The sequence below is a fragment of the Pseudomonas sp. R4-39-08 genome (assembly GCF_003852275.1).
Classification (GTDB): domain Bacteria; phylum Pseudomonadota; class Gammaproteobacteria; order Pseudomonadales; family Pseudomonadaceae; genus Aquipseudomonas.
In genome coordinates this window covers 2,716,205-2,731,012 of sequence record NZ_CP027733.1, presented here as the reverse complement: position 1 = coordinate 2,731,012, position 14,808 = coordinate 2,716,205, and the positions used below count along the sequence as shown (strand labels likewise).

The following is a 14,808-nucleotide window of genomic DNA, read 5'->3' as shown; positions in this document are numbered from 1 at the left end:
TGCGCTAGTAATACAGGTAAACTCCCCTCCTTTTCATCTTCTCCACGGAGTTCGCCTTGCGTCTGTTTCACACCTCCGACTGGCACCTTGGGCAAAACCTGCACGGCCAGGAACGCGACTTCGAACATGCCTGTTTCCTCGAATGGCTGCTGGGCCAACTGAAGGCCCACCGCCCGGAGGCGCTGTTGATCGCCGGCGATATCTTCGACACGGTCAACCCGCCGCTCAAGGCCCAAGAGCGCCTGTATGACTTCATCATCGGCGCCCACGAACAAAACCCCACGCTGACGATTGTGATGATCGCCGGCAACCACGACTCCGGTTCGCGCATCGAGCTGCCCGCCCCGCTGATGCGCCGTCTGCGCACCCATGCGTTGGGCCGTGTGCTGTGGCTGGATGACGGCCAATTGGATGCCGAACGCCTGCTGATCCCATTGCCGGACGCCAAAGGCAAGATCGTCGCCTGGTGCCTGGCGCTGCCCTTTCTGCGCCCGGCGGAAGTCACGGGGGCGCAGTTGGGCGATGATTACCTGCGCGGCATCGGCCAAGTGCATGAATGGCTGATCGCGGCCGCCAACGCCAAACGCAAGAAAGGCCAGGCGCTGGTTGCCATCAGCCATGCGCACATGGCCGGGGGTTCGGTGTCGGAAGACTCCGAGCGCAGCCTGATCATCGGCAATGCCGAGGCGCTGCCGGCCAGCCTGTTCGATAAAAGTGTCGGCTACGTTGCCCTCGGCCATCTGCACAAGCCGCAAAAAGTGAATGGCGAAGAGCGCATTCGCTACAGCGGCTCGCCGATTCCGCTGTCGTTTTCCGAAATCAGCTACAAGCACCAGGTGCTCGACGTGACGTTCCAGGGCGAACGACTGGTCGGCGTCGAACCGCTGCTGATTCCGCGCTCGGTCAACCTGCAACGCCTGGAAGCCGCGCCTCTGGCCGATATTCTCAAGGCCCTGGCCGAGCTGCCCGACATCGACCTGCTCGCCGAAACCCAGCGCCACCCCTGGCTGGAAGTGCGCGTGCGTCTCGACGAACCGCAACCGGACCTGCGCCAGCAGATCGAAACCGCCCTGCAAGGCAAGGCCGTGCGCCTGGTGCGCATCGCCGCCGAATACGCCGGCAACGGCCCGCGCGCCGACGGCGACGAAGAGCGCCTGGTCGAACTCGACCAACTCACGCCCCAGGAGCTGTTCAGCCGCGCCTGGCAGGACAGCTACGGCAGCGAAGTGGATGAACAGACCTTGAAGGACTTCGCCGTGCTGCTCCAGGAAGTGCAACAGGAGGACGAACAGCCATGAAGATCCTCGCCATCCGCCTGAAAAACCTCGCGTCCCTGGCCGGGCCGTTCGAAATCGACTTCACCGCCGAGCCGCTGGCCAGTGCCGGTCTGTTCGCCATCACCGGGCCGACCGGCGCCGGGAAAAGCACCCTGCTCGATGCACTGTGCCTGGCGCTATTTGGCGCGGTGCCGCGTTTGGGCGATACCGGCCAGGCGAAGATGCCGGATGCCGACAGCGATATTTCCATCGGCGACCCGCGCACCCTGCTCAGGCGGGGTACCGGCGGGGGCTACGCCGAGGTGGATTTCGTCGGCGTCAGCGGGCGGCGCTACCGGGCGCGCTGGGAAGCCAACCGTGCCCGTGACAAGGCCAGCGGCAAGTTGCAGAGCAGCCGCCAGAGCCTGATCGACCTGGACAGCGAGCAACTGCTGGCCAGCCAGAAAACCGAATACAAGACCCAGCTGGAACTGGCCCTGGGCCTGAACTTCGAACAGTTCACCCGTGCGGTGCTGCTGGCGCAGAGCGAGTTCAGTGCCTTTCTCAAGGCCAACGACAACGAGCGCAGCGAACTGCTGGAAAAGCTCACCGACACCGCGCTCTACACCCAGCTGGGCCGCCGCGCCTTCGACAAGGCCAAGGACGCCAGGGACGCCCACAAACAGTTGCAGGACCAGGCCACCGGCGTGGTGCCCCTGGCCGCAGAAGCCCGCGCCGAGCTGGATCAACAGCTGAGCCAGGCGCAGCAACAACTCAAGACCCAGCAGGCCCAGCTCAAGCAGTTGGAGTTGCAGCACACCTGGCTCAAGGAACTGCGCGAATGGCAGGAGCGCCAGCAAAGCGCTGCCGAGCAGTTGCAGCACGCCCGGCAACGGTGGGACAGCCAGGGCCAGCAGCGCCAGGACCTGACGCGCCTGGACCAGCTCGCCCCACAGCGCCATCACTTCCTGCGCCGCGCAGAACTCGACGCCTTGCTGGCACCGCTCGCCACGCAGATTCAGCAGCACCTTGCGCAACAAGCCGTGCTGCACAGCCGCCAGGAACAGGCGCAACAGCAGCAGGCCAGCGCCCAGTCGGCACTCGGGCAAGCCCAGCAGAACCAGGCGCAGGCCGCGCCGTTGTTGCGCCAGGCCTTCGAACAACAGACCACCCTCGCCCACTTGACCAAGGAACTGGCCAAGCGCACCGAGGACCTGCAGCAGCACGCCACCGCCTGCAGCGAAGGTCAGATTTTGCTCAACAGCCTGCAAGAAAAGCAGGCCCAGGTCGGCGAGCGCCTGCAACGCCTGGCCGCTGAACTTGAGCGCAGCGCCGCCCTCGCGCCCCTGAGCGACGCCTGGAGCGCCTACCGCGACCGCCTGCAACAGCTGATGCTGATCGGCAATCGCCTGAACCAGGGCGAGGCCGAACTGCCGCAACTCGAACAGCGCGTCACCGCCGCCGTGGCGCAATTCACCCAGCAGCGCGAAGCCCTGGACCTGCTGTACCAGGAGGCCGGCGCCGAGCCGCACGCAGTGGCCGAACAACTGCAATTGCTCGCCAGCCTCTTGCAGGACAATCGCAAGCAACAACGTGCCTTCGAAGACATGGCACGTTTGTGGGACAGCCAGCAGCAGCTCGACACCCAGGCCAGCAGCCTGGCGCAAAAACTCGCCGAGGCGGCGCAGCAGCGCGAGCAACTGAACCAGACCGGCCTGCAAACCAAAGCCGAACTGACGGTGGCCGAGCAAACCCTGACGGTGACCAAGCAACTGCTGGAGCGCCAGCGCCTGGCCCGCAGTGCCAGCGTCGAGGAACTGCGCGAGCAGTTGCAGGATGACCAGCCCTGCCCCGTCTGCGGCAGCCACGAACATCCGTATCACCAGCCCGAAGCGTTGTTGCAGAGCTTGGGGCGCCACGATGAAAACGAAGAGGCCACGGCGCAGAAAGCCGTCGACAGCCTCAAGGAAAAGCTCACCGAGCTGCGTGGCGAAGTGGGTGGCCTGATCGCCCAGCAAAAGGAATTCCTCGCGCAGCAGGAACAGCTTGCGCTGCAGCAGCAAGCGTTGGCGCCAAGCCTGCAGGCGCATCCGCTGTGCGCTGCGCTGTTCAACCAGGACGCCACCAAACGCAGCAGCTGGTTGGCCCAGCAACTGGCGCAACTGACGCAAAGCATCGCCCAGGACGAACAGCGCCAAAGCGCCCTGCTCAACCTGCAACAGAACGCCGGGCGTTTGCAGCAGCAGTTGCAAGCCGCCCAGGACGCCAGCCAGCAGGCCCGCCAACTGTTGCTCGACCAGCAGCGCGCCCTGGCCAACGACCGCGAACGCCTCGATGCAGAACTCGCAAGCTTCGCCAGCCTGTTGCCCAGCGCGACGCTGGAAGGCTTGCGCAGCGAGCCGGCGGCGACCTTCCTGCAGCTCGATCAGCAGGTCAGCCAGCGCCTGGAACACCTGGGCCATCAGCGTGATGAGCTGGCTGAACAACAAGAGCGTCAGCAGGCCATCGAGAAGCAACAGACCCACCAGCAGCATCGCCAGCAGCAATTGGAGGCGCTGAATCTGCAGGTCGCCGAGCTGGCCACCCAGCACCGCGACGCCCAGGAAACGCTCAGCGCCTTGCTGGGCGAGCACGCCAGCGCCGAACACTGGCAACAGCAACTGGATCAGGCCGTCGCCCAGTCGCGCCAAAGCGAAACCGACGCCAGCCAGGAATTACACGCCGTACACACCGCTCTGGTGCAGTTGATCGCCGATCTCAAAGCCCTGCAGGAACGCCAGCAAGCGCTCGAAACCGAACAACAGGCCTTGGACACGCGCATCAGCGCCTGGCGCGCCGCGCACCCCGAGTTGGACGACGAAGGCCTGGCGCGTCTGCTGGCATTGGACGACGCCCAGGTCATCGACCTGCGCCAGCAGTTGCACACCTGCGAAAAAGCCGTCGAACAAGCCAGCGTACTGCTGCAAGAGCGCGAACAACGCCTCGCCGAGCACCAGGCCTTGCACAATGGCAACCTCGACGCCGAACAGCTGGACAGCAGCCTCGCCGCGCTCAACCAGCAATTGGCCGAGGGCGAGAAACACTGCGCCGAACTGCGCGCCCGCCAGTCCGAGGACCAGCGCCGCCAGGATGCCAACAGCGCCCTGGCCGAGCAAATCGCCAAGGCCTATGACGAATGGCAGCGCTGGGCACGCCTGAACGCGCTGATCGGCTCGGCCACCGGCGACACTTTCCGCAAGATCGCCCAGGCTTACAACCTCGACCTGCTGGTGCATCACGCCAACGTGCAGCTGCGCCAACTGGTGCGCCGCTACCGCCTCAAACGCGGCGGCAGCATGTTGGGCCTGCTGGTGATGGACACGGAAATGGGTGATGAACTGCGCTCGGTGCACTCGTTGTCCGGCGGCGAGACGTTCCTGGTGTCCCTGGCGCTCGCCCTGGGCCTGGCGTCGATGGCCTCCAGCACCTTGAAAATCGAGTCATTGTTTATCGACGAGGGCTTCGGCAGCCTCGACCCCGAATCACTGCAATTGGCGATGGACGCCCTCGATGGCTTGCAGGCCCAGGGCCGCAAGGTCGCGGTGATTTCCCATGTACAGGAAATGCACGAGCGCATCCCGGTGCAGATCCAGGTCAAGCGCCAGGGCAATGGCTTGAGCACCCTGGAGGTCAAGTGAGCGAAGCGCTGCTGTATTCGTTCCGGCGCTGCCCCTATGCGATGCGCGCACGCCTGGCGCTGCGCTACTCGGGGGTGGCGGTGCAGATTATCGAGGTGAGCCTCAAGGCCAAGCCGGCCGAGATGCTGGCACTGTCACCCAAGGGCACGGTTCCGGTGCTGAGCGTGGAAGGCCGGGTGATCGAGGAAAGCCTGGAGATCATGCAATGGGCATTGGCGCAAAACGACCCCGGCGATTGGCGACTGCAAGGTGATCCTGCGGTGCTGGCATTGATTGCCGAGAACGATTCAGCATTCAAACATCATTTGAATCGATACAAGTACGCCGAACGCTATCCGCAGCAGCCGATGGAACATTATCGGGCCGAGGGCGAGGTATTCTTGCAGAAGTTGGAGGATTTGCTGGCGGATCGTGAGTACTTGCTCGCCGCGCACATGAGCCTGGCGGACGCGGCCATCGTGCCGTTTGTGCGGCAGTTCGCCCATGTGGATCGCGAGTGGTTTGCGGGGGCGCCGTATCCACGGCTTCAGGCGTGGATACAGCGGATTCTGGAGTCACCGCTGTTTATCGCGGTGATGGCAAAGCCCTGAAACCAACATCAATCAACCTGTGTCAGCCCTGGGTCTTGTGATCCAGCGCCGCATAAAAGTTGGCGCTCTGTTGCAGGTATTTCTGGGTGTAGGCGCTGGTGCTGGATTTTTTCCCGGCGATGTCCACGCTGGCGTTGGCAGGCAAGGCCACGGTGGCGGAAACAGCGGAAGCGGCGATGATGGAGAAGAGGTTCAGATTCATGTCGGTAACCCTTGTGTGCGTTTGGTTGAGTGGCCTGGGAAGGCCTTGGAACCAAACTTACGCCCGGGGGTTGAACCTTAGAAATGCTTTGAAACAGTAGCCGTCATCAATGGAATTAATACTTAGGGTCAGGCCCCGCGTTGCGGGGCCTGTGGCTTATTGACGCACCAGGAACTTGAGGTCGCTGGGGGCATCGATCGGCAATTTCTGCACGATTTTACCCAGCAGGCCGGTGTTGGGGTCACGTTCGAGCACCACGATTTCGTTGCTCTTCTGGTTGGCGATCAGCAGGAACTTGCCGCTCGGGTCGAGGCTGAACTCGCGCGGGTGGTCGCCTTCCACGCTGCGGCGCTGCAGCTCTTTGAGGTGGGCGGTGGCCGGGTCTACGCCAAACACGATGATCTGGTTGGCGGTGCCGCGATTGCTCACATACAGGAACTTGCCGTCGCTGGACGCATGCACGGCGGCGCCGGCCTTGTCGGACACCGGTTGCCCGGCGGCGTAGTCGACCAACTGGGTCTGGGTGAGCTTGCCGTCGGCATAATCGAACACCGCGACCTGCGCGCTCATCTCGGTGGTCAGCCAGGCGTGCTTGCCATCGGCGCTGAACAGCAGGTGACGTGGGCCGCTGCCCGGCGGCAATTGCACCGATGCCTGGTTGGCCGGGGTCAGCGGCAATTCGTGATTGGCCTTGGGGTCGTAATGGTAGGCAAATACCTTGTCCGCCCCCAGGTCCTGCACAAACACGTACTTGCCATCCGGCGAAGACACCACTGAGTGCACGTGGTTGGAGGCCTGGCGCTCGGGGTTGACGCGACTGGCCGGGTGCCCGCTCAACTGCACCGGCGCCGACAGTTTGCCGGTAGCGTCCACCGGCAGGATTGCCAGGCTGCCGCCCGGGTCTTCCACCACCGAATAATTGGCGACGAACAGGTAACGCCCATCCGCAGCGATGCTCGAATGGGTCGGCTCGTTACCCAGGCTCTGCACCTGATTGATCAGGGTGAGCTGATGACTCTTCGGGTCGATGCTGTAGCTGCTGACGCGACCGACCGGGTCTTGCTGGCCGGGACCGTTTTCATTGACCACAAACAGGTGCTTCTGGTCTTTGGAGACCGTCAGCCACGAAGGGTTGTCGGCCTTCGCTGCCAGTACCGGCTTGCCCTGGAACTGGCCAGTGCGGCTGTCGAATTGCAGGCGATAAATACCGTCGCTGGCGCCAGCGGTGTAGCTGCCCACCAACAGTTCATAGGTGTCAGCCGGTGCAGCCTGCACCGACATCGCCCCCACACTGCCGGCCATCAGCAGCGGCCAGAATTTACGCATCATCATGCTCGAGTTCCTCGTCGTTATTGTTGCCGGTGAAGCCGCGCATGCACGTCAGGCGGTGCTCGCCCGAATCACCGGTGAGGGTCCAGCTTTGCCGGGTTTCATCAAAGGTCGCGGCCTGCACCTGGGCCAGGCTGAACGCCCAGTGTTTGTTTTCCCGACCGTCCATGAGTTCAATGCGCAACTGTGTATCGTCGAGGTTGAAATCAAAGGTGTGCAGCCCATCGATTTCGAGCATGTCGCAGTTTTGAAGTTCAGTAAGCAGGGCGTCGGCAGTCATCGGGATCATTCATCGCTGGAAAAAACGCTGATGATAGGCCAATCCCCTGCGTCTTTCCCGTTTCCCATGGCCAAGCGGTAGTCGGTTACCGCATCACGCCCGTGGCTGCCATTACTTTACGAGGGCATAGCTAACCCACGTAAAGGATGACTCCCGTGCCAACCACCCCGACACCTCCGGCTGAAAACATTCTGCAAAAAGCAGTGGAGACGCAGTTTCGCACGCGCCCATCCCTGCGCTCAGTCGTGACCCAGATGCTGACCTACACCTTGAAGGAACGCTTCCCGCACCTGCCCAAGCCCCTCTCCGATCTTTGCCTGGCGCTGCCCCGTGACGGCGGCGGCCGGGGCCTGCATCCGCTGCTGGAGGTGGCCCTCAAGCATATTGCCGACGGCAGCTTCCCCGACCTGTCCGTGCGCGACAACCTGGATGGTTACCTGAGTGACGCCACCGGCAGCCGCCTCGTCCCGCCGACCGGTGAGCCTTCCAGCTATGACGTGCGCGCCGTCGAAGCGGTGATACGCGAACTGCCCTTGATTCTGTTTGTGGGGTATCAGGATGCACTGACCGAATACTGGGACCAGGACAGCGAGGCCGGCGGCAGTCGCTGGCGATGGCTGGCCAGTTTGCTGCAAGGCGTGCTGAGGACCTCGGCGATTCGTCAGTCCGGCGAGGATGCCCAACAACTGCAAATACTCAGCACGTTGGCCAACTACCCTACTCGTGAAGCCAGGGCGGGCCTGCCATGGCCCGACAATTCGATCCATGCCTACACCCTGGAAACGCACCTGGTGCGGGAAGCCACCACCTTGACCGTGCAGTCCAGCGATCTGCTCGTGGTCGGTGGCCAGCGCGTATGGTTGTGTGCCGTGTCCGGCCAGGTCGAGTCCTACGCCAGCCTCGACGCCTTCGGCCAGGCATGGGGCGAGCGCCTGTCACGGCAGTTCAGCGCCGACAAGATCACCTGGCACCGCTACGAGCCGGACGGCGATATATTCGAGGTACAAGCGGCGCTGGTGCTCAACCGGCAACTGGAGGATCTCGCCGCGATACAACTGCCTCGCGCCAGCTCCATAGACGCCGCGCAACAGCTGTTCGAGTCGACCACCAACCCGGCCTCGTGGTTTGCCCGCGCGCCGCTCACGCCGATCGATAGCTTGTCGCCGATCCAGGCCGCCCTCCCCGACTGGCTGCGCGGCGCCTCACCCGCCGACCGCTTCAGCTATCGCCAATGCCTGATCGAACAGGCCAACCTCAGGCGCCTGACGCAGGGCGCGGGCTACCTGGATGGGCTGGAGGATATCCGCACCTATGCCGCCAGCCACTTGAATCACCAACTGTGCCTGGAGCGCAATGCCGTGATGCTGGGCACACGCAGTTGCACGGACCTTGAACACGCGCTGTACAAGGCCGAAGACCTGGAGCTGACCTTCGATGTGCCCGTCGGCACGTTGCAAGGTGGCTACATTCAGCACGTGTCCATGAGCCTGGTCGACCTGGCCCTGAAAAACCTGTCGGGAAGACCCAGCGGCCGCATGACATTACGCCATACCGGTGGCCGCGAGCTTGAAGCCTGGCTGACCCCGGCGTACCTGCTGCAACTGATCCAACGGGTGGATATCGGCCGCAACTACCCCGCCTATATTCAACAGGCGTTGCTCAGCGGCACCGAAGAGGCCGAACGGCGCGAACGCCTGTTCTGCGGGCAACGGCCTGTCGAGCTGAAAACCCAGGCGCTGGAACACCTGATAAAGGCTGAGGCGGGGCTTACGCGACGTGGCTTTCGTTGCGTCCAGGCAGTCGTCGGCACCGAGCGTGCGGAGCGCTGGGTCGACAACGATGAAATCGTCATGCGCGCGCTGGCCTTTCAACGCAAGCCTGGGGCCAAGGCTGATGTGGTGCAGAACATGTTCATTATCGAACCGCGCAATGCGCAGTCCGGTCCGCACCTGCTCTACCGGCCGGCCTATGGCGAATCTTTGCTGGAGTTTGCCGGCCGCGACGCGTTGCTGGCGGCCATCGCCCAGCCCGGCGCCCTGCAGGACAGCGTACTGGCCTGGCTCGCGGACGACGCCAGGGCCATTTACAGCAATGGGGGGTTTAATCAGCCGCACTATGTGCGTATCGGCGGTATAGGCTCGGAATTCGATCCATTGCCTGAGGTGCCGAAACCGGCGACGCTGGCACCGGCCAATGATGAAAGTAACGACCCGATCCTGCAGGCGCTGAACAGCGGCCAACTGATGCAATACCTGTTCGTCTGCGAAGCCCGTCAACTTCTGGAGCAGGCCGACCGCGAGTCAACCTCCAATGCTGAAAGCCGCTGGGCGCTGATCCTGGAAGGTGTGCAACTGGGCTTCAACACCTTGTTGATGCTGGTGCGCGGCCCCCTGGCGGTCGTCGGATGGCTCATGCAACTGGCGATGGGCCTCCGGCAGGACCTGCCGGCGCTGGAAAGTGCAGACCCGATTGCCAGGGAGTTGGCATGGGTCGACCTGCTGCTCAACATCGGCATGGTCTTGCTGCACCATGGGCTGGCGACCGAAGCGCCAGGCAGCCCCGTTATCGAATCCCCGCCACGCCCGCCGTTGAGGCGTGCACAGGCCAGCCCTGCGGTGATCGAACGCGGCGTGGTTGGCCTGCCCTCCGAGCCACCCGGTGGAGGCCGAACCCTGCTGGACTTTGACCGCTCCCTGGCCGGCGACAGCGCCTCGGCGCGCCTGCTGGAAAAACTCCTCGAGGTCAACGTGCCCTGGCCCGAGCCGCTGCCGGTCGCCGTTGCGCTGGGCAACCTCAAAGGTTTGTTCAAGGTCGACAACCTCTGGCACGCCTCGGTGGGCGGCCTGTTCTTTCGGGTCAGGGTCGTTCCAGGCGTTGGCGAGGTATTCATCATTCATCCCGACAAACCCGACCACCCTGGCGTCAAGCTTAGAACCGACGGCAATGGGCATTGGAGCCTGGATCGCGGACTGAAACTGAGCGGTGGAGGTCCCAAGCGCCTTGCGACCTTGCGCGTGGAAAACCGCCGCAAAACCGAGCAGCTACAAGTGCGGATGCAAGCGCTTGGCATCGAGCTCACGCCACCGATGACCGAACTTCGCGCCTCGCTGGTTCGAATGCGCACCGCCCACGCCGACCTGACCAAACAGGCCGCGACGTTAAAGCTGGTGTGGAAGCTTCTGGACAGTGCAACCGGCCCGCAAAAATCGACCCTTGAAACCCGTCATCAGCGCGAAATGCAAAGCTACGCAACGCTGCGTGCTCACTATGAAACGCTGCTGGAAACGCTGCAGGAACGACACACGCAGTTGCTGCCGGCACGCCATGAACTGGTCAAGGTCGGCCAGGACCTGGAAACGTACGGCGGCGCCGGCAGTCACGTTCAGGACCGGGCAAAAACCTTGAGAACGCTCTGGGACGAACAGCTGGCAATCCATACCTACCTGGGTTTGTGGGCAGACACGCTTCAATTCAGTGACAGTGGCGAGCCAATGCGTCATGTGTCTGAACGCATGATGCTGGAAAAACTGCTCGGCAACGCTGCGCCCTATGATGAACACACGGCCAAATCCATCGCGTTGGCCGATATCCAGCAACGCATGGCCGTAGGCACCCGCGGTATGGAGACCACGCTGGAGCTGTTGGAACAGGACTCAGTGGCGGGTCGTGCGATACGTGAAGAGTTGCTGGCAATGATCGCGCACCCACAGCACTTTTTCCCCGAGAGCCTGAAAATCAACGCGCTGATCCCGCTGTCGTGGGTGGCCATTGAACTTTCAGCCACTGAAAGGTCGCCGCAGGAAGCGCTGTATAGGCAGCATGCCGACCATTCCAGTCTGAGCCAGGCGCTGCTGTCTCACATCGAAGTGCGCAGCAGCAGCGGCTTCCCCCTTGATGAGCAGCACCAGGTGTACAACACCGTGCTCGAGCAATACCGCCGCTATGAGACGGCGGTCGAGGCGCTCAAACTGATCAACCCGGCACGCTTGCGCCCTATGGCTGAGCGGCTTGTGAATGAACTGCGAGATGTCCGCACCCTTGCCGAAAACGAGCTGGAGGCCGTGGTCCGCAGGCAGGAGGAACTGGAAGTAGAACAGTCGCGATTAAAAAACCTGCGCCCGAAAGCGCCGACCAAACGCATCTTTAAAACCCGTAGAAGAAAATACCTCGTCGGCGACCTCAAGCCGGCCGATGGCCACATCAACCGCGAGCACTTCACCATCACCGACCCGGCTACCGGGCAAGCCGTCGCCTCGTTTCGCGAGCAGGCCGGCGAATGGGTAGACATCGCCGAAGACCTCGTGGCCGCGAAGCAACCGCCAGCCCAGGCCCGTCCACTGGCGATACTCAAGCGCGAGGGCCAGATACTGCTCCAGCAGCGCGCCGGTATCGAACGTGTCATCAGCGCTCAACAGCAAGTGCTGGAATCTCCCGGCACTCGGCAGGCGGTCAACCCCGGCGACTGGGATGAACTGCTCAGCGACCAGGCCGGCAAGCTCACCGAGCTTGCCGATGAGATTGCACGGGAACACGCCGGCCAACCCTCGGCCCAGGGCTTGATCGACGAGTACCGGGCAGAAGCCAGGGACATGCAGCGAAAGGCGCAGGAGGTCTGCAGCGCCGCTTACAAACAGCAGTGGCCGACACTGGAAAGCCTCGATTACCTGTGGCGGCACCAGCAGATCGACATCAACCTGACCAGCCCGGCCGATCCACAGCGCCCTACCCTCAGCGGCGATTTTTTCACCGAGTACGCGGTGTATGACAAAGCTCAAAAACCGCCGAGCGTGTTGTGGTATGCCCATTTTCACTATGCGACAGCCAACATGCCGCCCGCCCGCTATACCCGTGCGCACCTGAAACTTGCCGACCAGCGTAAATTCACACAGAAGGACCTGCTCAAGGCGCATGTGCAGGCGCGATTGAAGAGCCAGCAGGAGCCGGGGGCGGAACCTATCAGGAAGATCCTCTATGTGCTGATCGCGCCGCCTCAGGATCAACTGTTCTTAGCCATCGCACCTGCGCCGCACTGACCGGCGTCCCCTGAAGCGCAAAGACCGCAGCCAAGGCTGCGGTCTTTTTATGTCGCTCGGGCAATCAGTGGGCAAACAGCGAGTTGCCCTTCTGCCCCGCCAGCTTCTCGGGCTTGATCAGGAACCGCGCCAGTGCCGGCAGCAGCCACAGTGCACCGAACATGTTCCACAACAGCATGAAAGTCAGCATCAGGCCCATGTCGGCCTGGAACTTGATGGCCGAGAAGATCCAGGTGCACACGCCGATGGCCAGGCACAAACCGGTAAACAGCACGGCTTTACCGGTGGACTTGAGCGTCTGGTAATAGGCTTCCTGCAACGGCAAGCCCGCGCGCAGGAAGCTTTCCAGGCGGCTGTAGATGTAGATGCCGTAGTCCACGCCGATCCCTACGCCCAGCGCCACCACCGGCAAGGTCGCAACCTTGACGCCGATGCCCATGAACGCCATCAGCGCATTGCCCAGCACCGAGGTCAGCACCAGGGGCAGCACGATGCACAGGGTCGCCGCCCAGGAGCGGAAAGTGATCATGCACATGGTCGCCACGCACAGGTACACCAGGATCAGGATGGTCAGCTCCGACTCCTTGATCACCTCGTTGGTCGCCGCCTCGATCCCGGCGTTACCGGCGGCGAGGATGAATTCCAGGCCGTCCTTGTTGTTCTCCTTGGCGAAGTCCTGCACCGCATGCACGGCGCGGTCGAGGGTCTCGGCCTTGTGGTCGTTGAGGAACACCAGCACCGGCGCCAGGGAGCAATTGTTGTTGTAAAGGCCATCGGCGCGGGCGATGGAGTTGTTCAGCACGTCGGGGTTGCGCGACAGGGTTTCCCATTTCAGGTTGCCCTCGTTCATGCCTTTGATCATCTGCTTGGACACGGTGACCAGCGAGATCGCCGACTGCACGCCTTCGGTGTTCTGCATCTTCCACATCAACTGGTCGATCGGCGCCATGGCTTCATAGCGCGAGCAGCCTTCGGCGCGGGTCTTGACCATCACCACCAGCACGTCGGAGCTGGTCGAATAGTTGCTGATGATGAAGTTGTTGTCTTTGTTGTAGCGCGAGTCGGGGCGCAGTTCCGGCGCGCCCTGGTCGAGGTCGCCGATCTTGAGGTTCTGGCTGTACCAGAGGCCGCCGCCGAAGGCGAGCACTGCCAGGGCGATGGAGATGGGGGCGATTTTCGGGTTGGCGAAGTTCGACAGCAGGCGCCAGAACGGGTGTTCGCGGTTCGCGTCCTTCTTGCTCCGGGCGATGGCCCGCGGGCTGATGCCGACATAGGAAATCGCCACCGGCAGCAGGATCAGGTTGGTGAACACGATCACCGCCACGCCGATGGACGCGCCGATCGCCAGTTCGCGGATCACGCCGATGTCGATGATCAGCAAGGTGATAAAGCCCACGGCATCGGCGAGGATCGCGATCATCCCCGGCAGGAACAGTTGCCGGAAGGTGCGCCGCGCGGCGGTCAGGGCGTTGTCTGCCTCACTCGACTGCAGGGCGATCCCGTTGATCTTCTGCACCCCGTGGGAGATGCCGATGGCGAAGATCAGGAACGGCACCAGCATCGAATACGGGTCCAGCCCGAAGCCGAAGAAGTGCATCAGCCCGAGCTGCCAGACCACCGCCACCAGCGTGGTGCTGAGCACCGCGACGGTGCTGCGCAGGCAGTTGGTAAACCACAGCAGCAGGATCAGGGTGATGACGAAGGCGATGCCGAAGAACAGCACCACCATCACCAGGCCATCGATCAGATCACCGACTTTCTTGGCGAAGCCCACGATGTGGATCTTGACGTTGGGGTTCTGCGCTTCGAACTTGTCGCGGATCTTGTCTTCGAGTTCATGGGAGAACTTGCGGTAATCCAGGGCCAGCAACTTGCCTTGGTCCTGCGGGTCCGGGTAGGACTCCAGCAGTGGGATATCGACGATGCTCGACTTGAAGTCGTTGGCCACCAGCCGGCCGACCTGGCCGGACTTGAGCACGTTGTTGCGCAACTGGTCGAGGCTTTGCGGCGAGCCGTTGTAGCTTTGCGGGATCACTTCACCGCCGGCGAAGCCTTCTTCGGTCACTTCGGTCCAGCGCACGCTGGGGCTCCACAACGACTTGAGGCCCGAGCGGTCGACGCCGGAGATGTAGAACACCTCGTCGTTGATCTGGCGCAGGGTCTCCATGTACTCCCTGGTGAAAATGTCGCCGTCCTTGGCTTCCACCGAGATGCGCACGGTGTTGCCCAGGTTGGCCAAATCGTTGCGGTGCTCCATCATCTTCTCGATGAAGGGGTGCTTGAGGGGAATCATCTTTTCAAAGCTGGTGGACGGGCGAATCAAGGTCGCCTGCCAGAACAGGAAGATGCTTACCAGCAGGCAGATGACGATCACTGCCGGGCGGTTATTGAAGATCAGGCGCTCAAGAAAGGTCGCTTTATCGTTGTGATGACTGCTCATT

The 14,808-nt window shown here is 62.6% G+C and carries 8 protein-coding genes; 4 read left to right on the top strand and 4 right to left on the bottom strand.

Annotation, left to right across the window (positions count from 1 at the left end):
- Positions 1 to 56: 56 nt before the first annotated feature.
- From C4J88_RS12440 to C4J88_RS12430, 3 genes are read left to right on the top strand one after another with little or no spacing between them, the layout of a single operon-like run.
- Complete coding sequence (locus C4J88_RS12440; protein WP_124366882.1) at positions 57 to 1,298, top strand: exonuclease SbcCD subunit D C-terminal domain-containing protein; 1,242 nt, start codon at positions 57 to 59, stop codon at positions 1,296 to 1,298.
- The gene (locus C4J88_RS12435; RefSeq protein ID WP_124407082.1) at positions 1,295 to 4,933 is read left to right on the top strand and encodes an AAA family ATPase; all 3,639 of its coding nucleotides are present in this window, start codon (positions 1,295 to 1,297) and stop codon (positions 4,931 to 4,933) included. Before C4J88_RS12440 ends, C4J88_RS12435 begins: the two co-directional genes overlap by 4 nt.
- Positions 4,930 to 5,523, top strand: a complete 594-nt coding sequence (locus C4J88_RS12430; RefSeq protein WP_124407081.1) for a glutathione S-transferase — start codon at positions 4,930 to 4,932, stop codon at positions 5,521 to 5,523. Before C4J88_RS12435 ends, C4J88_RS12430 begins: the two co-directional genes overlap by 4 nt.
- 22 nt (positions 5,524 to 5,545) lie before the next feature.
- Here C4J88_RS12430 and C4J88_RS12425 read toward each other — a convergent pair whose 3' ends face one another.
- From C4J88_RS12425 to C4J88_RS12415, 3 genes are all read right to left on the bottom strand, one after another.
- The gene (locus tag C4J88_RS12425; RefSeq protein ID WP_124407080.1) at positions 5,546 to 5,725 is read right to left on the bottom strand and encodes a hypothetical protein; all 180 of its coding nucleotides are present in this window, start codon (positions 5,723 to 5,725) and stop codon (positions 5,546 to 5,548) included.
- A gap of 156 nt (positions 5,726 to 5,881) precedes the next feature.
- The gene (locus C4J88_RS12420) at positions 5,882 to 7,057 is read right to left on the bottom strand and encodes a lactonase family protein (RefSeq protein ID WP_124407079.1); all 1,176 of its coding nucleotides are present in this window, start codon (positions 7,055 to 7,057) and stop codon (positions 5,882 to 5,884) included.
- The gene (locus C4J88_RS12415; RefSeq protein WP_124407078.1) at positions 7,044 to 7,334 is read right to left on the bottom strand and encodes a DUF5629 family protein; all 291 of its coding nucleotides are present in this window, start codon (positions 7,332 to 7,334) and stop codon (positions 7,044 to 7,046) included. Before C4J88_RS12415 ends, C4J88_RS12420 begins: the two co-directional genes overlap by 14 nt.
- A gap of 155 nt (positions 7,335 to 7,489) precedes the next feature.
- Here C4J88_RS12415 and C4J88_RS12410 point away from each other — a divergent pair, with 155 nt between their 5' ends.
- Positions 7,490 to 12,367: a dermonecrotic toxin domain-containing protein gene (locus C4J88_RS12410; RefSeq protein ID WP_256659113.1), complete on the top strand. Its 4,878-nt coding sequence runs from the start codon at positions 7,490 to 7,492 to the stop codon at positions 12,365 to 12,367.
- Positions 12,368 to 12,431: 64 nt separating this feature from the next.
- On the opposite strand, the gene C4J88_RS12405 is transcribed toward C4J88_RS12410, so the two are convergent.
- Entirely contained in the window at positions 12,432 to 14,807 is a 2,376-nt protein-coding gene (locus C4J88_RS12405; protein ID WP_124407076.1) for an RND family transporter, read from the bottom strand.
- Position 14,808: the final 1 nt, after the last annotated feature.